Source organism: Nostoc sp. NMS8, from assembly GCF_017115045.1.
GTDB lineage: Bacteria > Cyanobacteriota > Cyanobacteriia > Cyanobacteriales > Nostocaceae > Nostoc.
Genome location: NZ_JABXKK010000115.1, coordinates 1 through 24,279 on the forward strand (window position 1 = coordinate 1; position 24,279 = coordinate 24,279).

The window sequence follows — 24,279 nt, forward strand, 5'->3', positions numbered from 1 at the left end:
TTTTCCTGTTATTTATCTTTCTTCACCTGTTCTTATTCCACTTTACCTAATTGATTACACGCCCTAGTATGAGTGTAGCGATCGCAGCTAAGTTTTTGAGCAGAAAACTCGAAACCCAAACCATAAGCGCTATAGTTTCGCCTCCCAACCCCTAATGCCTAATGACTAATCAACTCGACTGCATCTCGTCCATCGAAATTTTGTAAGTAAACTTTGACAATTTCTTCTTTAGCAGTAGGCAACTTCTTGCCAATAAAATCTGGATGAATTGGTAATTCTCGATGACCCCTATCTACTAATACAGCTAAACGAATCACCTCTGGTCTACCGTAATCGTTAACTGCGTTCAAAGCAGCACGAATTGTCCGTCCTTTGAAAATCACATCATCTACGAGTACAACTGTTTTGCCTGTAAGGTCAAAGGGAATTTCGCTTTTCGTTGGAGTCCGCAATCCAATTTTGTCGAGATCATCTCGATAAAATGTAATATCCAAAGCGCCAACTGACACGGCTACACCTTCCAGTGTCTCAATTTGACGCGCCAGCAATTCAGCTAATAACACACCTCTGGTATAAATACCAATAAGCACCAGTTGAGACAAATCACGCGTCCTTTCGATAATTTGAGAGGCCAGTCGAGTTAAAGTACGACGGATTTCTTCAGATGAGAGAATTTCAACTACTTTGGCAGACATAGCTACAGACTGAAGATATGGGGATTGGGGACTGGGGACTGGGGATTGAGGAATAACTAATACTTCTCTATGAGAGGCTGCGGTAACAGCAAGGCTCAATATAATTGCTTAATACCCTATTCCCTATATTTATCATTACCGATTTGGGAGCATTAAAAATATAGCGATCGCTATCCCCAACCATAGCAAAAAACAATATCGAGTTAGCTGTAAAGCATTCTGAATAGAAGTTGTAGTAATGGGATAAATAGCATCTCCTAGCAGTGGTTTGTACTTAGCTACCCCACGATACCAATTTGTACCCCCCATCTGCACACCCAAAAAAGCAGCATAGGCGCATTCACTCCAGCCAGAATTGGGACTAGGATCGTTAACTGCATCCCGACGACAAATTCGCCAAAGGTACATCGGTTTACCCGATAACAGTGCCAGAGTTACAACTGTTAACCGACAAGGTAGCCAAGTTAAACAATCTTCAAACCGCGCACAGAACCATCCCAAATAAGTATAGGGTGCTTCTCGGTAGCCTACCATTGAATCAAGGGTACTGCTAGCTTTGTATGCCAAAGCCAAGGGAGTTGGCCCGACAACTGGTATAAAGACACCAACAATTGCATAAAAAAGCGGAGCCATGACCCCATCAGTGGCATTTTCTGCAACCGTTTCTAAAACGGCTCGCGAAATTTCTGCTTGTGAAAGGTTTTGTGTATCTCGACCAACATAATTACTTAAAATCTTCCGAGCCTTCTCCAAATCTCCTGTTGTTAAAGGTTGTAAAACAGCCTCCGCTGCTGCTTGTAAACTTTTGCCAGCAAAACAACTAGCCAAAAGAATGCTATTTACTGCAATTCCCAGCAGTGGATGAACCAATCGGGCAATTTTAATTATCAAAAAGCCAACAAGCCCGCTACCAATTATCAAGATAATACCTAGTACAATTCCAGCTAGACGTTGTGTTAGAGAATTTTGACACAATTGGAGAGAAAATTTGCTCAGGCGAGAAATTACCCACCCCATAACTTGCACTGGATGAGGCCAATCCCAAGGATCGCCAATTAAGTAATCTAAAAATGCAGCAATTATTAAGATATAGATATTATTAGTCATAAGTTACAAGTCTTGGGTTAAAAGTCAAGGGTCAATATTTGGCTACTGACTCTTGACTAAACCACAAAACTAGCCTCTTCTCCAAGGGAAGCTTGCCAACTACGAGCATCGTAATAAAGGTCTGCCAGAGTAATACTGTACAAAGCTTCTTTGAGCTTTTGGTTGAGTCTCTGCCAAAGGCTAAATGTTACCCAATCTTCAGCTTGTGTAGGTGCTGGGGTGTGATGGGGTAAATGGCTAGTCTCACCAACTGCTTCTAAAATTTGTCCTATAGATATTTGTGCAGGCTCTCTTGCCAATTGGTATCCGCCAATGCTACCACGAATTGATTTGACTAAAGATGCACGACGCATTTCTATTAGTAGTTTTTCAAGATAAGGAGCTGGGATATCTTGGCGTTTGGCGATCGCTCTGACAGATGCAGGGCCATATCTTGGCTGTAAACTTAAATCTAGCAACGCCTTCACACTATAGTGTCCTCTGGTAGTTAGTTTCATTTTGGTAAGCTTTGTTGTTTATCCTTTGTAAATAATCAATAATCATTGAGCAATGACTAATACTTCTCTATGAGAAGCTACATCAACGGCAACGCTCAGTAAAAGTTACGAATGACCAATGATTAATGACTAAGGATCAGTTTTGCTTATCATTCTATGACTCAGTTATCATCCTCAGCAACTAGACAACCTTTTGAGCGTTAGTTTAAAAAACTTAAAACTTATATAGTCTAGCAGGAATTCACAAACTCAAACTATATATATAGTTATCACTATTGGCAGCATTCTCTAAAATAGATTGTCTTGGCAATATTTGGTAATAGCATAACAATTGTGCATCTGAGTGTAATATACTTGGCTAGGTTGAGATAAAAAACTAAAGGATTATGTTCCTATTAGCTCAACCTCAGCTAAAATAAAATCGATTCAAACACTTCAAACATTCATTTTCGACCTAAGTTGATGCCTAAACTGAAAAAAATTGAACCCCTACTCGGTGAAGAACTGCTCAAAAAAGTCAAAGAGCTAGAAAACGAGAGCAAGGAAGATAAAGCGAAGAAGTGCGGCTACTATACCGTTACCAAAAACGGTATAGAGCGCGTCAATATGATGAAGTTCTTAAATGCCCTAATTGATGCTGAAGGCATTCAGTTAGACAGTACACCCAGCGCTAATGGGCGTGGTGGACGTAGTGCTAGCTATAGAATTAGTGTGCAATCGAATGGTAACTTACTTATAGGTTCAGCTTATACAAAACAGATGAATCTTAAACCAGGAGATGAATTTCTGATCACTTTAGGCAAAAAGCACATTCGCCTAAGACAGGTAGATCCAGAAGATCGGGAAAATGATGAAGCCATAGAAGCCACGGCTTAATAAACGGTCATTAGTCAATACTCCGTTGTCATTTGTCATTTGTGAAAAACAATGACTATAAACAGTCATTAGTCAAGGCCACTTGTCCTTTGTGAAAAATAATGACCAATGACCAATGACTAATGACTAATGACTAATGACTAATAACTAATGACTAATAACTATATCTGTGGTAGGTAAGACTGGTAAATAGTGGCGAAGTGCCTTGCGCGTTACTGCTAAATTGCAGGTTAATGCAATTTGCTCTTTTTCTAGTAAACCCAAAATGAGATCGGGTTTGTCTCGTGCTATCACTGGTAATTGATGCAAACCTCGAAGACTCATTCGGTCTAAAGCTTCAGATAATAATTCATCTTGCCAAGCATAGAGAATTTCAGTAGTACAAATGTCTATGAGGGTTTGGCTGGATAAATTATCTGGAATTTCAGTTAGCGAATTTGGGTATGTTTGCCAAAGATCGAGGGCACGGTTAATATCTTCTAGAGAGAGTATACCAACTAATTGCTCTGCTTCATCAATTACTAAAGCACTGCGGACGCGATCGCGTGTCATTTCCACAGCTGCATCTAACACCCCAAGAGTTGCAGATAACTTTTTTGGACAGGGGTACATGGCATCTTCTACCAAAATTTGCTGCACAATTTCTGCTTGTTCATCTTTCAATTCCGAAAGACCAATTTGCTGTAAGTTAGAGTTAGAGTTAAAAGTTGGTTTCATCCTTTCCACTAGCCAAACACTCAAGCCCACAGCTGCCATCAATGGTAAAACGATGCGATAGTCACGGGTTAATTCAAATAGCATTAAAATAGCCGTTAACGGCGCTCTCACACTAGCGGCTAACACTGCTGCCATTCCCACCATTGCGTAAGCTGGGGGAGCCGCCATTTGATCGCAAATTGCCGGGAATGCCACAGCCAAAATATTGGCGTAAGCCGATCCAAAAGAAGCACCTAAAAACATTGCTGGTGCAAACAAACCGCCGATGAAACCACTACCTGTACTAATTGCAGTCATCAGTAGCTTCACCACCAACAGCACTACCAACAGATAGAGTGGAAACTCTACATCTTGAAGCATTGCTTCTACAGTTTCATAACCGACACCCAGAATTTGCGGGAATTTCAAAGCAACTACGCCAATGATTACACCGCCAATAATTGGATGAATCGGCTCAGGAATTCGTCCCAAAAAAGCAAAACCTGGAACCTTCCCAGCAAAGCAGGCTTTTGCTCCCCGAATTGATTGAGTATAAGCCAGAGAAACTAGGCTAGCCCCTAAACCCAAGCCAAGGTAAAGGGGTAATTCTAAGGGGCTGCGAACTTGATAAACAGGTAAATCAAAAGCAGGTTGTGTCCCCAAACCGATTTGGGCAATCAATGCTGCTACCACCGCCGCTAGTAGCACCACACTGACAGCAGAAGTAGCAAAAGAAGTAGCTCCCATCACCACCTCTAAGGCAAAAAATACTCCGGCGATGGGAGCATTAAATCCTGCTGCAAGTCCAGCCGCCGCACCAGCACCTAATAGCAAACGCTGTCGTTCTTCAGATACTTTGAGAATCACAGAGAACAACATCCCAAAATTGGCCCCAATTTCTACACTTGGCCCCTCTGGCCCCAAAGAAGCGCCACTCCCCAAAGAAACAGATGCAGCCAGCATTTTTGTAACTGGTCGTAGTGGTCGCCTAATCTCCGTTCCTTGAGAGGCGGCAATTAGAGATGAAAGTCCAGGGCCAAAGTCTTGAGTGCGCCAACGCATCAAGCCAACAATTAATCCGCCAAGGGTGGGAACGCAGGCTAGAGTCCAAGAACCCCAGACGCCAATTTGACCCATTAAATTTTCTAGCATCAGCTGGTGAATCAGCTGAATTAAATAGTGAAAGGTAACTACACCCATACCAGTACCACCGCCAATCAGCACGGCTAAAAATAGCACAACGGTTTCTGGAGATGGTTGAAAACGATTAATTAGGTGAGCTAAAGGAGTGGAAGGTGTAGGAAAGGCAGGTTGTTCCGTTACCTTCCTCAGTTGAGTGGCAGGCAAGAGAGTCATTGAGAGGCGGGGTAAATGTAAGAAAAAATTTAAATTTTTATCTGTTACTTCTCATTGTGAGCCATTATTTAGCAACCGGACAAGTAGGCTTGATTTGCTTGATTTACAAAGCTTTAGCTAAAAATGTCATTGTGCAAAATTTTTGTGATGAGAATGGTTAAATGGGAGACAATTATTATTTGAGGGTCAGCGATGCTCAGTTTGGGCAACGCCAACACTATTCTTTCTAGAGACAAGAAAGAATAGTGTCGGTTGGGTGGACTCACCTGTAAACATTAACTAGGAGTCATAAACTAGGAGTCATACTTGCCTAAATCTAGCTATACTCGTGTTGCGACCATTGAGCCATCGTTGGTAGTAATAGAATATATGTATGGTTTATGCCTGATTTCAGACCATATATTGATCCCAAGTCAGTATAGCTATTGTTATAGAGCGAGTAAATGGACTAGGCGGACGAGGTAAATGAATATACACACTTTTGATAATCATTATGTTACTTGCCCAATTTGCCAAAGAAATGCTACGCCCAAACCAATTAAAACCCGCATGGGCTTGTTTTGCTGCCCCTATTGCCAAGAACGATTAGTAGTTTGCCAAAGTGGTCATTATGTCCGCGATCCGTTTACTTGGAGACAAATGATGATTTCTTCGGCGCTACGTCGGCAAAGCCGACCTTTAGCGAGGATTATCAGAGATTTTGTCCTGCTTAAACGCCCGATGGTGGCACTAGCTGTAGGAAGTGCGATTTTCTTTGGTGCGATCGCTCTCACCCAAGAAAGGACAAGTTACGATCGCCAAATACTTCCCACAACAGAGAAAGTTAATGAACCAGGAAACAAATCTCAGTAAATGGATTAATTTGGTATAAATCAAATTCTACTTTGATTTTTGTAATATTATAACTAAATACTCCGATAAAACCGTGTCTTGTTCGCCCCAAATAAGACACGGTTTTATATTATGTCTACTTAGGGGTTGCTGAAAAAGAAAGAGAAGCTCGTGTTTTCTCTGTTAGCGGGTCGTTTGCTTGAGATTTTCATTATGAATCATCTTTTAAAGGTGATTTAGGAATGGCTCATGAGCGGTAATTTTATCTGGAACGTCGAGCCTTTACCCTCATTGCTCATCACATGAATATGACCACCATGAGCCTGGACAATTTGTTGAGCGATCGCTAATCCCAACCCAAATCCGCCGCTTTCTCTGGCACGTTCTGTATCAACTCGGTAAAAGCGATCGAAAATGTAAGGTAAATCTGTCTCTGGAATTCCAATTCCCGTATCAATAACCTGAATTACTGCCCGATCTGGGTGAGATTCTAAACGTAACCAGACAGTTCCACCAGACGGAGTGTAATTCCAGGCGTTGTTGAGCAAGTTTTCCACAGCTAGGCGCAACAAATCGGGGTCAGCCCACAACTTAATAGGTTGTTCTGGTAAATGGCTGACCAATTCGATCGACGCTTTTGCAGCAACAGTATTGTAATAAATAACTAAATTCTCTAGCAAGCTATTGAGATTAACCTTTTTGAGAGATTCGGGAGTTAATTTTCCCTGATGCCGAGCCAACAGCAGTAGGTTATTGACCAAGGTACTCATCGACTTAGCGCTATCGATGATGTTCTGCACAGAGGGATGGATTTGGGGATGGTCTGCTGCCATTAGTAACCCAACTTGGGCATTGGTCAAAATTGCAGAAAGGGGCGATCGCAACTCATGAGAAGCATCTGCTGTAAAGCGTTGCAGTTGATTATAGGCTAGCTGAACAGGCTGCATGGCTATGCCACTGAGTACCCAACCTGTAAGTCCAATTAACCCCAGTGCTACAGGCACAGCCAGCGTCAACATTAACTGAAATTCTCTGAGTTCGTTTTGAGTTTCTGTCAGTGGGATAGCAACTTGCAGATAACCGATGACCGAATTTCCTCCTTGAACAGGTAGCGTGACTTGACGAAGCCAAAGCGTCTCACCTGTAAACTGGTCAACGAACTTAATCGTGAGAAACTCAGATGCTATTCCTAACTCTTCTGGAGGTGGAGTACCAAAAAAACGATTGATTTTGCCATTGGGGTCATACCAGCGAACATAGACCAGTTCAATATCAGCAGGGTGAGAACCACTACCCAATAGCGGTATATTGCTCAGATCGACTTGTTTTTGCCCTTGATCTAGCCGATACTGCGAACTGGCTGCCATTAGCTCTGCTCTTTTATAAAGCAGTTGATCTAATGCTTTGAGCTTGTCTTTTACTTCAAGATTATAAATGACTCCAGCAAAGAGAATCAGAATGCACCCCATTGAAAGGGTAAACCAACGAGCTAAGTTACGACGACTGCGGTTAAACACAACTTATGCTATGGCAGGGAACAGGGGCAGGGGGCAGGGAGCAGGGGGAGATGAGGGAGGGAGCATTATCTTCCTTGTCCCCCTCATCCCCCAGTCCCCAGTCCCTTTTACGATGGTTCTGGAGGGTTGAGGCGATAGCCCATGCCGTAGACAGTTTCAATCCAATCGGCTGCTGCTAATGTTTGCAAACGTTGGCGAAGTTTACGAACTAGAACGGTGATTGCATTGCTTTCTGGCTCACTACCCCACTCCCATACAGCTTGCTCAATCTGGTTGCGAGTCAGGACTTGCTTAGGATGACGCATGAAGTACTCTAGCAACTGAAATTCTTGGCTGGAAAGGGATACGATCGCTCCTTGTCGCTCCAAAATTAGTCTATCGAGATGAAGTTGCAGGTCTGCCAAGCAGAGGGTGTCTCCTTGCCAGAGGGGCGATCGCCTCCTCAATGCCCGCACCCGTGCCATGAACTCTATAATATCAATTGGTTTGACCAGGTAATCATCAGCTCCGGCATCTAATCCTATGACTTTATCGGGTGTGGTATCTTTTGCCGTAATCATTAATACGGGAGATGTTTTTCCCGCCGCCCGATACTGTTGACACAAACTCACTCCACTAATCCGAGGTAACATCCAATCCAAAATCAGTAGGTCATATTCTTTTTCAGCCAAAAGCCATTGAGCGGTTTCACCATCCTTGACACCATCGACGCTGTGTCCCGCCTGAGAGAGAACCATTTGCAGCGGCATTAATTGCTTTGGATCATCCTCTACCAGTAAGATTTTCATCGCTTTTATACACTTGTGCTTGTTTAGAATAATCCATTGAAGCAATCTCAACGTCTTTCATCAGTCAGATTTCAGAGGATTGTCTACCCCATTAGGATATACATGAACTGTGATCTAGCAAAATTAGAAGCAGGTGTAGTGTGTGGCGTATTAGTAAACGTTGGCTGCAAGGGCTAGGATTAGAGTTTTGGTTGCCTCTACCACTGGTAGCGGTTGTGTTTTGGCTTGGCTGTAATTTCCTAGCTGCTCAAGAGTTAAAGCGACCCTACTCCACCGAAAAAAAACTTCAGTCAGATACTCAACTTGAAGCACGGGTATCAGTCAATGTGTTGCTCATTAACGCCGCCGTCAACCGAACTAAAAGAATTACCCAGGTAGAAGTGGAAACAGCAGACCCCATCTTGAAGCGACTGGAATTAGAACTTCCAACAATAGAATTCAGCCAAATAGAAGCGACAATTGCCCAAGAACTAGGTCTACCTCGTGAGGATGTTAGGAAGTTAGTGCGCTATGAGGTTGTGGAATAACATTGACGGTATTTGAGGCTAGGAAATAAAAAAGTAACAAAGCCCGTATGTCAACAACCGTAAAACTCCCAACAAACAGGCTTTCTGTAACTAATCCTGCTTCTAATTTTATTCTTGTAATTCTTCTGCATAAGATTTAACAATCTTTTCTATAATTAGAAATACTTCTTCAAAAGCCCCAAAATCAAAATCATCAAATTTTTCTTTTTTCTTGAATATATTATCAGCAAAGTCGTTTTTACTTAGTGCTACTTTTTCATTGTTTTTATCAAACACATCTTGATCTATAATTTTTAATTCCTTAGATTTAAATTTATTTCTATCTATACAGGTAAAATCATCATTAAGATGTCTACCACTTTCGCCATGAAATTCGTTGCTTAGAAACAATCTTCGTCCATTAATATCTTGTCTCTGGATTTCATTATCTTGATAGTAGTGTTCAATACATATTTCTTTATTATCACGACGATGTTGAGGAATTGGTAATGCAAACGAGTACATTCTATTTGTCCAATCCTTAAATCCTAAAGTATCATCATCTACCTGTTTGGTTATATTAGGTTCGTCCCTATCAAAAATTGCAATCATAGGTTGCTGGTGTTTTGTCTTACATAATTGTTTGCACATTTCCAGCAGTTGGCTGCTACCTTGTTTTTGTGGATCTAAATCGTCTTTAAAATCAATTTCAAAGTCAAATTTTTTACCTTTATCTTCTAACCATTTTAGAGCAGAATTGAGATGTTTGATATCAGTTTTACCTTCAGTCCATATAGTAGCTTTGATAGAAGATTTATTTTTATTTTCCAATAAATTATAAACATTCAGTTTTTCATCACTCACTAATTCAGGGGCAAGTCGTTTCAACCATCTTAAAAAATTTAAGTATATTTGGTCGTCTTTACCTCTAACTGTGCCAACAAACTCAATCTTACTTTTAATAATATATTGAAATGATTTTTGTTTTTTTTGATATGAAGATTTATTATCCAATTGCTTCCAAAATTCAGCTTGAGCATTATCAAGCCCATATTTTTCCCAAGCATGAAGCATTGCACGAATTTGACGAATGTATTTGCGTTTTACATTAAGTTTTTTATTAACTGTTATGCCAGTAACTTCTTGATGTCTATATTTACTGTATAATCTCGATTTAGATTCATTAACAATAAAACCATTATCCTCAATTGTTTTTTTGAGGTCATCACTTATAATTAACTTTTCTGCTTCTTCTGAAAACCAAGCTAAATGTCCAGGAAATTTTGGTCTAGAAGTTGAAAATGTGATGTCATCAGCATACCTTGTATAAATACAGTGATACTTTTTTGCAAGACGTTGTAGCTGGGAATCCAACCTAGCTGAAATCATATTTGAGACAATTGGCGATGTCGGAGCACCCTGCGGTAGCTTATTTTCATGACAACATATTTGAGCTAATACTGTCGCAATTTCCTCTGTGCAATTATATGGAGATGCCATCAAAAGACCGCGAACTCTACCAAAATTGATTGAAGAGAAAAAATCTTTAATATCTATATTTAGAACATAACGCTGTCGAAGATGTTGTTTAGCATTTGTCACGATACTCTTACCAGTAACAAAACCCTGAGTTGAAGGTTTAGGTTGATATACACACTTAAAAACTTGATTTAGCTTTCGCTGAATAATTTTTAAGCATGTATGCGGAACAGAAATAGTTCTGTATTCCCCCGTTTTCTTCGGTATTTGAAATGTTGTGTACGCCTTGTCACGAGGATAAATGTATAAATGATATCTCAACTGATAATCACTAATTTCCAACAAACTAGCGATGTTTTTACGTGTTTTTAGTTGAGAAAAGCCTTCTTTTAATTCTTCTTCTGTTAGACTTAAATTAATAGTACCCATGCTCATCAAAGTTACATAGGAAGGTTGGATAGTCGCAATATATTCCAACTTACTGCTCAAGCGCTAGGCTGGAAGCAACATAAGGAAGGTAATTCAAGGCACATACGTTGGCCTTTAAGAATATGCCGCCGCAGGATCAACAGCGGAAATCAATAGTTTTTGCGAATATCCAACCTTGTTAAATTTAGCACAAATACTAAAAATAACAATAAAATTACTTTGAAAATTGATTAGTCGTAGTTTGATTAATGCGTTCTGCCTTAGTTTTCAATGTTTGGTTCATGGCTTCAAAGCCTTGACGAACGTCGATATTTAATCGACGAGCCGCCAGCAAAGGTACTAGTAAGCCCTGGAAAGATTCTTGCTGAATGAAGCGGACGCGTTGGCATAGCCCGTCGTAGACATTGCTTGCTAACGGTTCAATGATAAAGCTGTGTTCACCGTCAAATAATCCTGGTATCAAAAAATGCCCTAACCAGCGCAGTTTGCGATTAGGTTCTACCGTAATCACAGTCGGTCGAAAGATCATAATATCTCTACCCGGAGGCTGAAAGTGAACGGTTAGCTGTGCCCCTTCACTCAGCGAGCCATTAATTTGACGAATAAACAGATTCCAATGTGGAAAACTGGCAAAATCAGTGAGTAGGTTCCAGACTTGCTCATCGGATGCCTGAATTTCAATTTCAGTGTAGATTTTCATGGATATGAGTTGATAGAAAAACCATAATTAAAACGGTTGTTCCTGCTAAAAATAACCCGATGTATTCTAGTCCTAGTAATCGAGTCCCCCAAAAATTACGAGTGAAGGTAGGCAGATAAAGCAGGGGGAGCAGGGGGAGAAAATAACTTGATTTTCCTACCATAAAATAAACCATGCAAAGTTTCTTTGGTGGACTACGAGGAAACTAGATTGTTTTTTGTAAAACATAATGAATACTATTCGTAGAAAACTCACGTTTGAACAGCAATATTCTGGCGGTTGGTAGACAGTTATGTAGGAACTACTGACCTTGAACAACCAGGACGGAACATGGAGCGTGATGAACTACGTGATTGCTCACACTTCCTGCTAAAAGTTCGGCAAATCCTTTAAGTCCTCTACGACCAAGCACAATCAAATCTGCTCCCCAACTCTGGGCTAAATCACAGATGTTAGTCCCAGGATCTCCTGTTTGATAACTGGATTCTGCCATAATGCCTAGTATTTTCGCTTTCTGATAGTACAACTGGAGTAAACTTTGTGCCTGTTGTGTTTCTATTTCCAGATCTGCTAAGTTCACAGTGAGTTGACTAGAAGTTGCTAGCTCAATGCTGTGACCAATCATTAACTGAGCAGCATCTCTTTGGGCTAACTCCAGCGCTTTTACAAACACTGTTGCAGTAGCAGGTGAATCATCGACTGCCACCAAAATCTTCTTAAAGCTCATATCTAGCTCCAATAATCAATTACTTCATTCACATTTGTTGTCTTTTAGCTTAAGGGATAAATGTGATTTAAAAGTGAAATTAAGTAAGATAAAAGGTTTATTCACTTTTCGTTCACATTCATCAGTAATCCTGGAAAAGAAGCAGAGAAACGAAACTAACCCAACTGAGGTTTAAAACGAATCCGCTACCTAATACGGTTCATGCTCACACTAGAAAACTATAGTTTTTTACTATTTGGAGATTAATAAAGCTTCGTTTTAAACTTACTAATTTTTATAGGAGATGTTGTGATGAATTTCAGTCCAGTTAAAAATGCAATCGGCATCATTTCTACCCGTCAGGCTGCAACACAGGTGCTTGATGAACTCAGAGCAATTGACTTTCCCATGCAGAAAATTTCTGTGTTCTCTTTAGACTCTGGAGACGAAAATTTGCATGAGGATATTAATGCGGGTAAACATCCCATAACTCCTATCGAAGGTGCTAAAGCAGGCGCAATCACAGGAGGAACAACCGGGGGCTTCCTGGCACTAACAGCTGGACTTGGCGTATTAATTATCCCCGGTTTTGGCCCGGTATTAGCGGTTGAATCTGTGGTGAGTACACTGTTGGCGGGTGGAGCGAGTGCTATTTTTGGCAGTGTTTATGGTGCATTTCAAGGTTGGTTTGCTCCCGAAAGGCAAGCTAGACTCTGTGAGCCAACCACCTGCCAAGAAAAATTTTTGGTGACGGTAGAGGGAACAGCAGATGAAATCTGGCAAGCGGAATCGATTCTCAATTATTGGGGTGTGCGGGAATGGCATATTTATGAACTTAGCAAAAACTTCTCGTAATAACACCAATTTGAAAAAAGAAAGGTACAGATTCAAACAGATAAATCCAGATTAAATCTGTTAATTACTAATTATTTTTTGGAGACGGAAATGACAGCAAATACGATCGCTACAAATATTTTTTCTGAAACAACAGAAGATTTACTCAACTATGAATGGCATACTCTGGGCGAACAAAAGGTTGTGCAAACCTTAGCCAGCCATCCTGAAGCAGGTTTGAGCCATAAAGAAGCTACCAAACGACACCAGCAGATGGGTGCAAATCAACTGACTGGTAAAAGTGGAAAAAGTTCTTGGCTACGATTTTTAGAGCAATTTAATCAACCACTACTATATATTTTGCTGACGGCGGGAGTGGTGACGCTGCTGCTGCGAGATTGGCTAGATGCGGGAGTAATTTTTGGTGTCACCCTAATTAACGTCATCATTGGCTACATTCAAGAAGCGAAAGCAGAAGGTGCGATCGCTGCTTTATCCAAAGCCATCACTACCGAAGCCACTTTGATTCGCAATGGTCAAAAAACCCGTCTGGCTTCGACTGAACTTGTTCTGGGTGATTTGGTATTGCTGGCATCTGGGGATAAAGTACCTGCCGATCTGCGGTTATTAAGTGTGCGTGGGTTGCAAGTTGATGAGTCTGCCTTAACAGGCGAATCCGTTCCGGTGGAGAAAGCAACAGCATCGCTGGCTGTCGAAACACCGTTAGCGGAACGCAGCAATATGGTGTATGCCGGAAGTTTCGTTAGTTTTGGACAGGCAGAAGGGATTGTAGTAGCGATCGCAAATGCCACTGAAACCGGTCGCATCTCCCAGTTAATTGAAAGCAGCACAAATCTGAAAACACCGCTAACACGAAATATTGACAAGTTTAGCAAAAGCTTGTTGTATGTCATTTTAGCTTTGGCTGCTCTGACATTTGCAGTCGGATTAGGACAAGGCGAATCTTGGATTGATGTTTTCAAAGCGAGTGTGGCTCTGATAGTCAGCGCGATTCCCGAAGGATTACCTGCAATTGTTACCGTCACTTTAGCGATCGGAGTTTCCCGGATGGCACGACGCAAGGCGATTATTCGCAAGCTACCTGCTGTGGAAACCTTGGGAAGTACCACCATTATCTGCTCTGACAAAACTGGGACTTTAACTGAGAATCAGATGACGGTTCAAAAGATTTATGCAGGTGGACAACATTACACCGTTAGCGGTATTGGTTATGCCCCAGATGGTGAAATCCTGATGAATGGACAGCCTGTTGATTTCAATGCAGATGGACATATTGCCCTTTGGGAATCCCTGGAAGCAGGATTGCTCTGCAATGATTCTCATATCGAATGGGGAGATGGACAGTGGGACTTAGTAGGAACCCCAACTGAGGGAGCATTGATTACGGCTGCCAATAAAGTGGGATTGACGCAAGCGAATCTAGAGCAAGAATTACCTAGAATAGACACCATTCCCTTTGAGTCTCAATTCCAATACATGGCGACTTTGCATGAATTGAATGTAAAGCGATCGCTGAATGTGATTTATCTCAAAGGTTCTGTAGAGGCAATTCTCCAACGATGCGATCGCCTGCTCGATGCTCAAGGACAACAGGTTGCGCTCAATCCTGCCGCAGTGGAACAGGAAGTTGCTAATATGGCAAACCAAGGGTTACGAGTGCTAGCTTTTGCCAGCAAAGAAGTTGCCACTAAGCGATCCTTCGATCGCAATGATATCGATCGAGGACTGGTGTTCCTGGGACTTCAAGGCATAATCGATCCGCCTCGTGAGGAAGCGATCGCCGCAGTAAAAGCCTGTCAATTTGCCGGAATTCAGGTAAAAATGATTACAGGCGACCACGCACTAACAGCAGCTGCGATCGCCCGTCAAATGGGAATTTGCTCGACTAAAGCACAAGTTTTCACCGGACGGCAATTAGTTGAGATGGATGAAAAAGAATTTGCTCAAGCAGCTGAACAAGGTATGGTATTTGCGCGAGTTGCCCCAGAACAAAAATTGCATCTGGTGAAAGCGTTGCAGTCTCAGGGTGAAATTGTTGCCATGACTGGAGATGGTGTCAACGATGCTCCGGCTCTCAAACAAGCAGATATTGGTGTAGCGATGGGCATAGCTGGGGCAGAAGTTGCCAAAGAATCGGCGGATATGCTGCTAACTGACGATAACTTCGCTTCAATAGAAGCTGCTGTGGAGGAAGGACGCGGGGTTTATCGCAACTTACGAAAAGCGATCGCCTTCTTGCTGCCGATTAACGTTGGCGAATCCATGACGATTTTGATTGCCATTCTCCTGGCCACCGTGCTTCCCATCTTACCAATCCAAATTCTTTGGTTAAACATGGTGAGTTCAATAGCGTTGATTGCTCCCCTTGCCTTTGAGCCAAAATCTGGACAGGTGATGCAACAACCACCGCGCAACCCCAGAGAAAGACTTTTATCGGGTGGATTACTCCAGCGCATCATCGCGATTTCCGTCTTCAATTGGCTGGTAATTTTTGGGATGTTTCAATGGATACTTCAAACTACAGGCAATGAACCATTGGCGCGCACGATGGCAATTAATGGGCTGGTGGCGGCAGAAGTCTTTTACCTGTTAAGCATTAGCCAGTTTTTACCATCTCTAGTCGTGAGAATCCAAGGTAAACGCACACCCGTAGCCTATGCACCTGCGATCGGAATTGTGGTTGTGGTGATTTTACAATGTGTGTTCAGTCAGTGGAGCATGATGAATCAAGTGTTTGACACTACACCTTTAACATTTATCCAAGCTGTCATTTGTATGGGTGTAGGTTTGCCAGTAGTGTTCATAGCTCTCATCTTGCAGCGTTTCGATCCGCTCAACTGATGGTTCAGCCGATGGTATCCGTATCCTGGCTAGATGAAGGAGATGAGAGAGATAAGGGAGCAGAGGAAAACTCTTAGGACTTACGCACTGTAAAAAAAGCATCTTGTGTATTAACGTAAATAGGTCGTTTTAGGCTTTTGAAGGGCGCTTTTGATTGCTGGCGATCGCCAAAATATGATTGAAAAACCTAGCCAGAAGCGTTGAAAAGTATACCTGTTATTTTCGCTTTTCTGTCAATGCGTAAGTCCTAACTCTTTCCACTCTGCCCCCTGCATCTCGCCCAATGCACGACATCTACAACCTATCAGTATCTTTTGTAACTAACTTCCAACCTTCAGCTTGGTCAATTAGTTTCATCGACTCTAGGTCAAGATTATTGAAAGCAGATGTATGAAGTAGAAAGTAGGGTTGTCCGTTATAGTGCCAATAATATTCCAGTTCACCAACAGAAGCGGGAATGATAGTGCGATCGCTATAGTAATCCAACGAGGGACGATGGTAAGCAAAAGATGTGTAAATTTTCTTCGTAGCTGGATTTGCTCGCACAATCATCGCGGCGACTGGTTTCACTGGATAGGCTTCAGATAATTCCCAAACCCAATAGTTAGATTTCATTAACAGTAGTAGTGAAACATAACTTCCCCAGAACAAAATTTTCAGAAATTGCCCGTCGCCTCGTTCTGCCAAAATAGCTGCTAAAGTCATAGTCACGGCTACTGCGGCAAAAATCAGTTGTAAGTCTGTTGTGGGTGTTGTACCCGAACTAAAATAAATGCTACCAGCAGAAGCGACTACAGCAAGTATTGCCAAACCAGCAACCCAAGCACGGGGATAAGATGAGAGTAAAGGCGAGTTTTCTGTATCTGATAACTGGATACCAAAAGCTAAGGCTAAACTAGGGTAAATGGGGAATAGATACCAGGGAACTTTGGTAATCATGAAAGAAATTACCAACAGATAAACACCACTCCACGCCATTACTAGTTTTGCCCAACTCAGGTTGCGATTTTCCCAGGTTAAGCGGATAGTTTGTGGTAAGAATAATAACCACGGCCATGTATACTTAAGAAGCTCAATCACATAGTACCAAGGTGGTTCTGGATTTGCTTCGACAAATGAGCCAACTCGGCCTAGTGATGGGTTTGCAAGGCCAACTTGGGCGAAAGTGTAACCATAATGAATTAGTTGGGCACTATACCAACCAGCTACAGGTAAAATGCCAATTAAGATTGCGATCCAAAGATAGTAACAGGTAAGCAGTCGTGGCGTATCCCAAAACAGAAATACAAGTGCGATCGCACCTAACAATACGCCTAGTAATCCTTGAGTCAGGCAAATCAACCCGAAACTAACACCAACACCAAGACAATAACGTAAATCCCGGCGCGATCGCAACACGCACAACATCATCACCATCAAAAAACTTACCATTGCTCCATCTAACATTGCTAACCGCCCATGACGCACCACGGGTAGCATTGTTAGGTATATCAAAGCGCTATAAATCGCTGCCCAACGCTGACGAAATATTTCTCGAGCAATGCAATACAGTAAAGGTACAGATGTCGCTGTTAAAATTGCTCCAGGTAGACGCGTTGTCCACTCATTTTCACCTCCTATAGAATAAGCCCAAGCAATTAACAAGTGCATCAAAGGCGGCTTGTTATGATATGGTTCGCCTCCTAGCGTTGGATAAAGCCAACGCATTGAACCTGCTGGTGCGTGCCAAATTTCACGAGCAACCTGAGCCACAGTACCTTCATCCCAATCTCGCAACGGCAATCCTCCTAGATTGATGCTAAACAGTAATACTGCTGCCAACAGCAACACTATTAGCCATACCCAATCAATCCATTTGCCAACCGTGCGATGCTGTTTTTCCAGATGACTCCAAATAAAGCTTCCTTCTTGCATATTCTCTGGTAATCATTTTACTTGCTGGTTTGATTACATAGAGACATCTAGCGAATCTCCAATGTTGTACCCAGTAACAACGTATGTTCTTAACAATTGCTAGTTTCCAAGATTAACTCAAATTTTTATAAATAGCCCTATTTTTTGAAAAATTTATCTTAGTTATTTAAATAACATTCTGCGGATAAATGATAAAAATAATACAGGCAACAAATTATTTGTAACCTGTTTAGTAGTCAGTAAATAAACTTGTATTCTATTTTTAATTTTACCCTGAATTTAATTTTTGTCTACTTAGTTATAATTTGGTTAAATTGTGAAACAAGAAATAATTGTTACAAGCTTCAATAACGCCCTGATGGGATAATAATGTTCAGAATAAGATATAAGCATTAATCCCAATCTTATTTGATATCTGAACATTGAGAGGCTCAGATGCACGAGTTTTTGGTCGTGACTAATTTAAAATTTATATAATTACTAAAACACAGATTTATGAATATTCAAAAATTCGAGTATGCCTATCAGATTAAGCATAAGCAAATATTTTAGTATTTTAAATTTAATTAAGCGAATATTTAATTTTAACATCTATGTTATACAATTCGCTGAAAGTACTTAAATTACAAAAACAAGCATCTAGAAAATTATGGGAGCCTATCCATGAACTTGCCTGTAGTTATTGACATTACTCTAGGTTTAGTTTTTATTTACTTGATTTTAAGCTTACTAGCTTCTGAAATACAGGAATTGATTGCCACATTTTTACAATGGAGAGCTAAACATTTAAAAAATTCAATTGAATTACTTTTAGCAGGTGGTAGCGAAACTGAAGAATCAGATTTTACTAAGGCAAGAAATTTAGTAGAGATTCTTTATAACGATCCTTTGATTAATACCTTGAATCAACAGGCTAAGAGAAAAGTAGAACAGTTGCGGGGAAATGCTAAAAATATTGACAAAAAAGCACTAAAAGAAAAACAAAGTGGCCCTTCCTATCTTCCTTCTGAAATATTTACAATTACTTTACTAGATACCTTAAAAATTCCCCAGTTAATTAATTATGCGAAAAATCATAATGAAGAATCTAAAAATAATTTGCATATTGTATTAGCATCTTACAAACAACTTAAACAGGGTATTAACAATCCAGAAAGTGAAAGTTACAAAATAATTAAAAAAGTTTATGGAGATATTGACGAAGATTTTAAAAATTTTGTTAATGAAGACTTATCTGATGATGTACCTGATAATTTAATCAAGAGTCTTGCTGCGATCACTCAACGCAGCAGAATAAAAATTGACGATCTGGCAGAAGAAATGAATCAGTTTAAAAATGAAGTTGAAACATGGTTTGATCGCTCTATGGATCGAGCCAGTGGTGTTTATAAGCGCAATGCCAAAGGAGTTGCTATTTTAATTGGAATATCAATTGCTGTATTAACTAATACTGATACATTTCACCTCGTTAGTAGGCTGTCGCAGGATTCGGTTATCCGTTCTACAATTGTTCAAAGTGCAAGTGAACGAATCGATTATATTAAAGATTTAGAGGGTAGGAAGGAAATTGAAATCTTATTAAGGAATGCTTCTATACCCATTGGATGGCAAAATATAAATCAACAGTTTGAGCAGAAGAGTGGAAACGTTTTATTAATCAGAAGTTGGCAAGTTTTTAGATTAATTTGCGGTTGGATAATCAGTGGTTTAGCTATTGCAATGGGTGCGCCTTTTTGGTTTGATATCCTTAATAAAGTTATTAATGTGCGCAATGCAGGGCCTAAACCTACTGCTTATACGAAGGATCAACCGTCTCAGAAATAGTGTTTTATTACAGTGTGTCAACTTATAGCCAAGGCAATACAATACGGTTTGGTTAAGATCCCCCCGCCTACGGCGACCCCCTTAAAAAGGGGGTAAATAGGAGGAAAAGCCCCCCTTAAAAAAGGGGGGTTGGGGGGATCTCCGAGAGCCAAATATACTAACCGAACCGTATTGCAAGGCAATATATAATTCGCCAGGTCTTAGCTTAAAAAATAAAAATAACTTGGAGTTTTAATTCTTTATTTTGAAAAATAATCTCAATTTGCCTGATGAATTCTCGAAAGTAAAATCGTCGCTCTGTTTCCGACAAATCTAACCAAAATTGTGGTATTGAAACAGCTTGAGCAACAGAACGCAAGTTAACCGGGGGGAGAGTCGCCAACTTTGCTTCGAGTGCAGATATTTCTGTGCGGAGTTTGTAAGCCCTTAACTTTGCTGTTTCGGCATCTAAAATTCCAGTTTCAATTAAAGCGGGTAACTGAGCGAGTATTTCTTGTTGACGAGCGATCGCTTGTCCTAAACTATTCTTGACTGCATCCAATTGAGGAAAATTCATCCCTGCTACTGCTAGAGGTAAATCACGGCAAACTGTTTCAATTGTATGTTCCAACACCTCTTGGTAAGGAATAGCCTTACACTTAGGGGTTAGAGGGCAGCTAGTAGAACGTAAATAAAGATACTCTTTATCTTGGTTGCGTTGGGTGACACGGGTAATTGTCAGATGTGACTGACATTCACCACAGACAACCAACCCAGCTAAAGAACGAGGCGCACTAGCAGTTCGAGATGGTAAACGGCTGTTACGGCGTAAAAGTCGATCAACTTGGGCAGCTTCTTCTTTAGAAACGATCGCAATATGGGTATTGGAGATAATTTCACCATTTTGGTAAGCTGTATTGCCGCGATAGACTGGATTAGTTAGCCAGCGTCTTCCGGTGGTGACAGAGATTTTCTTGCCGTATTTTTTCGCCAGATAACGAACTGAACCCCGCAGAGAACCATAGAGTAAAAAGTGTTCAAAAAAATCTTTAACTACTGGTGAAGTGCTGCGGTCAATGGTGTATTTTCCCTTACCTCTGCGATAGCCGTAGGGAACTTTGCCGGGTGGTGGTGCAACCTCAAGACGATTACGAGCGTGTCCTTGGCGGATGCGACGGCTACGTTGCTGACGTTGGATTGCGTGTAGCAGATTCAGCAAATCAGCGCCCAGAGGGTAATTTTCGGAAGTGTAGGGCTGTTCGGTGGCGATTACAGCTATTCCCATAACTTCGAGTTGATTTAAGCGATCGCTAATTTCTTCTACAGTATCCCCCAATTCTTCCAACCGACGGATCAGGAGATAATCTCCTGGTTCAGTTTCGCAATCGGTGAATAATTGTTGTAATTGCGATCGCTCAGAAGAGTCTGGCTTGCCCAAATCTTCATAAACCCGATCGATCTCCCATCCCCAATCGCCTTGATCAGGAGAAGATTCTAATAGCGGATCGGTGTAAGAGTAGGCAATGATTTTCATTATTTATGGGGCATTGGTTATTACTCATTACTCATTACTCATTACTCATTACTCATTACTCATTGGGCATTGGATAGGTTATTCTCTTGATCTCCCTAGTCCCCCTCACTGCTGACTCAACTCGATAATATTCCCGTCGGGATCTTGAGTGAACAGGGCAGGGCGACCGGAGGCGCTGGCTTGAATGGGATAATTATGATTGAGTAATTCCTGTTTGGCGGTGTTTAAATCAGCAACGGAGAAAGCAATGTGGGGATTGCGCCCCCATTTTTCGTTTGGATTTTCTGTGGGGACAACAGTTGCAACTATCAGGTGAATTTGGTAGTCGCCGACTTGATACCATGCACCAGGGTAGTTTAGGGAACGATCTATTTTAGATAATCCCAATACTTTGCCATAAAATTGCTCGGAGCGTTCTAAGTCAGTCACAAGAATTGCTGTATGGAGACTTTGGTTAATCTGCATTGTCGGTAAGATGCGATCGCGTTTATTTAGATTTTGACTTAGTTTGCATTCTTTTAGGGAGTAGGGACAGAGGGGAAATAACCAATGACAAATGACTAATGCAATTACAAACTTAATGGCAGTTGAACTGTAAACCTTGTTCAGCCCTGAGAACTGGTAACTTTAATCGTACCTTGGAGATATTCAACTAACTTCTTCACTAATGCTAAACCTAATCCTGTGCCGCTTTGTTGCCAGCGATCGCTTTGAGGAATCCGGTAAAACGCCTCAAAGATCCGAGATTGTTCTTGTTTGGGGATGATCGCCCCAGAATTGCTAATTGTAATTTGAAAGTAAGGAACTTGAAGATCGTCTAATATACCAGATTCAGTATCCTCATTGATGAGACTTTTTGCGGTGTCAATTACCTGAACATCTACCGTAATCTGTCCATCAGACGGAGTGTATTTACAAGCATTGTTGAGTAACTCTGAGACAATTTCGGTCAGGCTAGCCAAGTCTGAAACTAAAGGTGGTAAATTTGGGGAAACATTTACTTGAAAAGACTGTTGCCTAGCTTGGGCACGTTCTTGAAAATATTCGGCAACGTGAGGCAGCCAGTTTTGGAGTTGAATTGAAGTTAATTCTAATGGATAGACATTTACATGAATCATTCGCATGTGCAATAAATTGTCTACCAAATCTAGCTCTCGTTCGCACTGATCGCGCAGGATAGCTAAGTAGCGGGCTACAGATTCAGATGGAGAAAGTGCTTTTAAATGTAAAACACCCAGCCCTTCCAGAATATTTTCTAGCACGGAGATTGTCATTTTGATGTTTGACAAGGGTGTTCGCATTTCATGAAAGGTAGTTGCCAAAAAATCTTCTTTCAACTGGTTCAGCCGTTGAAGTTCTGCCACTTGAATTTCTAGTTGTCTAGCACGTTCAGCAGCAAGATTGCGCTCTTCGGTTAGTCGTCGTTGCGTATCATTCCGAAAAACCAATACGGCTCCTGTAATTACACTACTGTTATTTTTCAGCGGAGTAGCGCTGTCAGTTACAGGTGTAACTGTTCCGTCTTTGGCAACGAGTAAAACGCCACTAGTACAGCTTGGCGGAAATAAGCAAACCATTAAAAGCCACGAAAATTTGACTGCACCTAAGCTTAAAAATGGTACGTGTATTTACGCCGCACGGTACTAGCTAGATGGATAATAGTTTCTTGTTCGAGGGCTGCAAGAATTGGACTTTCTACCGAAAGCTGGGTTTTTTCGTCAATGAGTTGGATAACTTCAGTTAACATTTTGTCCTTAGCTTCATTCCATCGCCACCCTGTCAGGGCTTCAGCTATAGGATTAATGTACTTAACATCTAATTCAGTATCGACTACAATTACTCCATCACCCAGTAAACACCATGCCCTTTCCCTGTGAGCCAGTGAACACTGCCATTAGGATAAATCACTCGATATTCACCTTGAAAATTAGTCTGTTGTGCCAGTGCATTTAATACAGCCTGTTCAATTTGCTCAACATCCTCTGTGCCTACATGGGCGATTTGTTGAGTAGTGGCTAGCAGTGCTTCACTTTGTCGGAGTTTTTCTTCACTTTGGTGCAATTTAGCAGTGCGTTCCTGTACTTTGGCTTCTAACTCAGTATTGAGGGTTTGGAGGTTGTGGTAAAGTTCGGCTTGTTGAATGGCGATCGCTAGTTGCACTGTCAATTGGTTGAGCAGTTCCACCTCAAATGTCTGCCATTGTCGCGGTGCAGAACATTGATGCACGATAAATAGACCCCAAAGTTCAATTGCTGGACTTTCCTTGTTCTCTAACAAAATGGGGGCAACTAAATTCGCCTTCACCTGAAACCGTTCCAAAAGATTAATATGGCAATCACTTAAACCCGCTTCGTAGACGTTCGTCGCTGCCCAAATTTTTCCCCGGCAATATTCTCCTCCCTGATTTTCCTGAAAACAGGTATCTTCAATCTCAAGCCCTAAAATTGGTGTCCATTGGGGTAATACTGACTCCGCAACGACGCTACCCTGCATCTGAGGCGTAAATTGATATATCAGTACCCGATCAGCACTTAGTAACTGGCGGACTTTTTGAACACTCGTGGCGAGGATATCTTGAAGATTTAAGGATTGGCGAATATCAAGAGCGATCGTTCCTACTAACTTTTGTTGTTCCTGTTGTTGTTTTAGCTGCCGCATTAGCTGCATCTGCTCGATCGCCCCATGAACCGCTCGACGTAAATTATCAGGGGTCAATTTTCCCTTGACTAGATAATCTTGCGCCCCATTTTTGATCGCTTGGACTGCGATCGTTTCGTCTCCCTGCCCAGTTAACATGATCACAGATGTCTGGCTACCTTGGGTTTGCCGTTGTAGCTGATTGAGAAATTCCAACCCATCTATATCTGGCAATCGGTAGTCTAATAGAATTACATCCGGTATTTTCTCTTGACAGCCTTGTAGTGCCTTCTCGCCAGACTCAAATTCGTAAATATCGTAGCTGTACTACTCATCCCGCTCCAGGAAGCGTCGATATACAACTCTGTCTTCAGCAGAGTCTTCCACAAAAAATATAGTTGTCATCTATGTTGGCCTCCTAATCCAGCTGCGGTATTGGTGAGCAGAGGAGAATAATTACAGCAGATTGCAGGTTTATGAGGTACAGTAGCAGCAGTTTGCAAACCAGTTTC

Annotated in this window: 21 protein-coding genes; 6 read left to right on the plus strand and 15 right to left on the minus strand. The window is 41.4% G+C overall.

What is annotated here, in order from left to right; translation table 11 throughout:
* Positions 1 to 158: 158 nt before the first annotated feature.
* The 3 genes from pyrR to HWQ39_RS30915 form a co-directional block, all read right to left on the minus strand.
* Positions 159 to 695: a bifunctional pyr operon transcriptional regulator/uracil phosphoribosyltransferase PyrR gene (gene pyrR, locus HWQ39_RS30905; protein WP_179068866.1), complete on the minus strand. Its 537-nt coding sequence runs from the start codon at positions 693 to 695 to the stop codon at positions 159 to 161.
* A 135-nt stretch (positions 696 to 830) separates the two neighbouring features.
* A complete protein-coding gene (gene cbiB, locus HWQ39_RS30910; protein ID WP_292853776.1) occupies positions 831 to 1,802 on the minus strand; it encodes an adenosylcobinamide-phosphate synthase CbiB in 972 nt (323 codons plus the stop codon).
* Between the two features lie 56 nt (positions 1,803 to 1,858).
* The gene (locus HWQ39_RS30915) at positions 1,859 to 2,299 is read right to left on the minus strand and encodes an Rrf2 family transcriptional regulator (RefSeq protein ID WP_292853777.1); all 441 of its coding nucleotides are present in this window, start codon (positions 2,297 to 2,299) and stop codon (positions 1,859 to 1,861) included.
* A 462-nt stretch (positions 2,300 to 2,761) separates the two neighbouring features.
* On the opposite strand from HWQ39_RS30915, the gene HWQ39_RS30920 reads away from it, so the two are divergent.
* Positions 2,762 to 3,175: an AbrB family transcriptional regulator gene (locus HWQ39_RS30920; RefSeq protein ID WP_292853778.1), complete on the plus strand. Its 414-nt coding sequence runs from the start codon at positions 2,762 to 2,764 to the stop codon at positions 3,173 to 3,175.
* 147 nt (positions 3,176 to 3,322) lie between these two features.
* On the opposite strand, the gene HWQ39_RS30925 is transcribed toward HWQ39_RS30920, so the two are convergent.
* The gene (locus HWQ39_RS30925; protein WP_292853779.1) at positions 3,323 to 5,227 is read right to left on the minus strand and encodes a chloride channel protein; all 1,905 of its coding nucleotides are present in this window, start codon (positions 5,225 to 5,227) and stop codon (positions 3,323 to 3,325) included.
* A gap of 465 nt (positions 5,228 to 5,692) precedes the next feature.
* Here HWQ39_RS30925 and HWQ39_RS30930 point away from each other — a divergent pair, with 465 nt between their 5' ends.
* Positions 5,693 to 6,079: a hypothetical protein gene (locus HWQ39_RS30930; RefSeq protein WP_292853780.1), complete on the plus strand. Its 387-nt coding sequence runs from the start codon at positions 5,693 to 5,695 to the stop codon at positions 6,077 to 6,079.
* A 215-nt stretch (positions 6,080 to 6,294) separates the two neighbouring features.
* Here the strand turns inward: HWQ39_RS30930 and HWQ39_RS30935 are convergent, their stop codons facing one another.
* Together HWQ39_RS30935 and rppA are read right to left on the minus strand one after the other, a co-directional pair.
* Entirely contained in the window at positions 6,295 to 7,575 is a 1,281-nt protein-coding gene (locus HWQ39_RS30935; RefSeq protein WP_292853781.1) for a HAMP domain-containing sensor histidine kinase, read from the minus strand.
* 107 nt (positions 7,576 to 7,682) lie between these two features.
* Positions 7,683 to 8,363, minus strand: coding sequence for a two-component system response regulator RppA (rppA, locus tag HWQ39_RS30940; RefSeq protein ID WP_292853782.1), 681 nt, complete (start codon positions 8,361 to 8,363; stop codon positions 7,683 to 7,685).
* A gap of 140 nt (positions 8,364 to 8,503) precedes the next feature.
* On the opposite strand from rppA, the gene HWQ39_RS30945 reads away from it, so the two are divergent.
* Positions 8,504 to 8,890, plus strand: coding sequence for a hypothetical protein (locus HWQ39_RS30945; RefSeq protein WP_292853783.1), 387 nt, complete (start codon positions 8,504 to 8,506; stop codon positions 8,888 to 8,890).
* A gap of 108 nt (positions 8,891 to 8,998) precedes the next feature.
* On the opposite strand, the gene HWQ39_RS30950 is transcribed toward HWQ39_RS30945, so the two are convergent.
* From HWQ39_RS30950 to HWQ39_RS30960, 3 genes are all read right to left on the minus strand, one after another.
* Positions 8,999 to 10,825, minus strand: a complete 1,827-nt coding sequence (locus tag HWQ39_RS30950) for a reverse transcriptase domain-containing protein (protein WP_292853784.1) — start codon at positions 10,823 to 10,825, stop codon at positions 8,999 to 9,001.
* A 166-nt stretch (positions 10,826 to 10,991) separates the two neighbouring features.
* Positions 10,992 to 11,477: an SRPBCC domain-containing protein gene (locus HWQ39_RS30955; protein ID WP_292853785.1), complete on the minus strand. Its 486-nt coding sequence runs from the start codon at positions 11,475 to 11,477 to the stop codon at positions 10,992 to 10,994.
* Positions 11,478 to 11,778: 301 nt separating this feature from the next.
* On the minus strand, positions 11,779 to 12,204 hold the full coding sequence (locus tag HWQ39_RS30960) for a universal stress protein (RefSeq protein ID WP_292853786.1): 426 nt from the start codon (positions 12,202 to 12,204) through the stop codon (positions 11,779 to 11,781).
* Positions 12,205 to 12,495: 291 nt separating this feature from the next.
* Between HWQ39_RS30960 and HWQ39_RS30965 the strand changes: the two genes are divergently transcribed.
* The gene (locus HWQ39_RS30965; RefSeq protein ID WP_292853787.1) at positions 12,496 to 13,038 is read left to right on the plus strand and encodes a hypothetical protein; all 543 of its coding nucleotides are present in this window, start codon (positions 12,496 to 12,498) and stop codon (positions 13,036 to 13,038) included.
* Positions 13,039 to 13,128: 90 nt separating this feature from the next.
* Positions 13,129 to 15,879 carry an HAD-IC family P-type ATPase gene (locus tag HWQ39_RS30970; RefSeq protein WP_292853788.1) on the plus strand — a complete coding sequence of 917 codons (2,751 nt, stop codon included), beginning with the start codon at positions 13,129 to 13,131 and terminating at the stop codon, positions 15,877 to 15,879.
* A 294-nt stretch (positions 15,880 to 16,173) separates the two neighbouring features.
* Here the strand turns inward: HWQ39_RS30970 and HWQ39_RS30975 are convergent, their stop codons facing one another.
* Positions 16,174 to 17,793: a glycosyltransferase family 39 protein gene (locus HWQ39_RS30975; RefSeq protein WP_292853789.1), complete on the minus strand. Its 1,620-nt coding sequence runs from the start codon at positions 17,791 to 17,793 to the stop codon at positions 16,174 to 16,176.
* A 663-nt stretch (positions 17,794 to 18,456) separates the two neighbouring features.
* Here HWQ39_RS30975 and HWQ39_RS30980 point away from each other — a divergent pair.
* Positions 18,457 to 19,617, plus strand: a complete 1,161-nt coding sequence (locus HWQ39_RS30980) for a hypothetical protein (RefSeq protein ID WP_292853790.1) — start codon at positions 18,457 to 18,459, stop codon at positions 19,615 to 19,617.
* Between the two features lie 205 nt (positions 19,618 to 19,822).
* Here the strand turns inward: HWQ39_RS30980 and HWQ39_RS30985 are convergent, their stop codons facing one another.
* The 5 genes from HWQ39_RS30985 to HWQ39_RS31005 all read right to left on the minus strand — a co-directional run bounded on the left by HWQ39_RS30985 (position 19,823) and on the right by HWQ39_RS31005 (position 24,082).
* On the minus strand, positions 19,823 to 21,130 hold the full coding sequence (locus HWQ39_RS30985) for a recombinase family protein (RefSeq protein WP_292853791.1): 1,308 nt from the start codon (positions 21,128 to 21,130) through the stop codon (positions 19,823 to 19,825).
* A 105-nt stretch (positions 21,131 to 21,235) separates the two neighbouring features.
* Positions 21,236 to 21,595 (minus strand): VOC family protein, encoded by a 360-nt coding sequence (locus HWQ39_RS30990; protein WP_292853792.1) that lies wholly within the window; start codon positions 21,593 to 21,595, stop codon positions 21,236 to 21,238.
* 140 nt (positions 21,596 to 21,735) lie between these two features.
* Positions 21,736 to 22,707, minus strand: coding sequence for a HAMP domain-containing sensor histidine kinase (locus HWQ39_RS30995; RefSeq protein ID WP_292853793.1), 972 nt, complete (start codon positions 22,705 to 22,707; stop codon positions 21,736 to 21,738).
* A 32-nt stretch (positions 22,708 to 22,739) separates the two neighbouring features.
* Positions 22,740 to 23,012, minus strand: coding sequence for a PAS domain-containing protein (locus HWQ39_RS31000; RefSeq protein ID WP_366932314.1), 273 nt, complete (start codon positions 23,010 to 23,012; stop codon positions 22,740 to 22,742).
* Entirely contained in the window at positions 22,967 to 24,082 is a 1,116-nt protein-coding gene (locus HWQ39_RS31005; RefSeq protein ID WP_292853795.1) for a response regulator, read from the minus strand. Before HWQ39_RS31005 ends, HWQ39_RS31000 begins: the two co-directional genes overlap by 46 nt.
* Between the last annotated feature and the right edge of the window lie 197 nt (positions 24,083 to 24,279).

Excerpts from the sequence above, each read along its gene's own strand:
- pyrR (WP_179068866.1), bottom strand. The coding sequence starts at position 695 with ATGTCTGCCAAAGTAGTTGAAATTCTCTCATCTGAAGAAATCCGTCGT.
- cbiB (WP_292853776.1), bottom strand. The coding sequence starts at position 1,802 with ATGACTAATAATATCTATATCTTAATAATTGCTGCATTTTTAGATTAC.
- HWQ39_RS30915 (WP_292853777.1), bottom strand. The coding sequence starts at position 2,299 with ATGAAACTAACTACCAGAGGACACTATAGTGTGAAGGCGTTGCTAGAT.
- HWQ39_RS30920 (WP_292853778.1), top strand. The coding sequence starts at position 2,762 with ATGCCTAAACTGAAAAAAATTGAACCCCTACTCGGTGAAGAACTGCTC.
- HWQ39_RS30925 (WP_292853779.1), bottom strand. The coding sequence starts at position 5,227 with ATGACTCTCTTGCCTGCCACTCAACTGAGGAAGGTAACGGAACAACCT.
- HWQ39_RS30930 (WP_292853780.1), top strand. The coding sequence starts at position 5,693 with ATGAATATACACACTTTTGATAATCATTATGTTACTTGCCCAATTTGC.
- rppA (WP_292853782.1), bottom strand. The coding sequence starts at position 8,363 with ATGAAAATCTTACTGGTAGAGGATGATCCAAAGCAATTAATGCCGCTG.
- HWQ39_RS30955 (WP_292853785.1), bottom strand. The coding sequence starts at position 11,477 with ATGAAAATCTACACTGAAATTGAAATTCAGGCATCCGATGAGCAAGTC.
- HWQ39_RS30960 (WP_292853786.1), bottom strand. The coding sequence starts at position 12,204 with ATGAGCTTTAAGAAGATTTTGGTGGCAGTCGATGATTCACCTGCTACT.
- HWQ39_RS30965 (WP_292853787.1), top strand. The coding sequence starts at position 12,496 with ATGAATTTCAGTCCAGTTAAAAATGCAATCGGCATCATTTCTACCCGT.
- HWQ39_RS30970 (WP_292853788.1), top strand. The coding sequence starts at position 13,129 with ATGACAGCAAATACGATCGCTACAAATATTTTTTCTGAAACAACAGAA.
- HWQ39_RS30975 (WP_292853789.1), bottom strand. The coding sequence starts at position 17,793 with ATGCAAGAAGGAAGCTTTATTTGGAGTCATCTGGAAAAACAGCATCGC.
- HWQ39_RS30980 (WP_292853790.1), top strand. The coding sequence starts at position 18,457 with ATGAACTTGCCTGTAGTTATTGACATTACTCTAGGTTTAGTTTTTATT.
- HWQ39_RS30985 (WP_292853791.1), bottom strand. The coding sequence starts at position 21,130 with ATGAAAATCATTGCCTACTCTTACACCGATCCGCTATTAGAATCTTCT.
- HWQ39_RS30990 (WP_292853792.1), bottom strand. The coding sequence starts at position 21,595 with ATGCAGATTAACCAAAGTCTCCATACAGCAATTCTTGTGACTGACTTA.
- HWQ39_RS30995 (WP_292853793.1), bottom strand. The coding sequence starts at position 22,707 with ATGGTTTGCTTATTTCCGCCAAGCTGTACTAGTGGCGTTTTACTCGTT.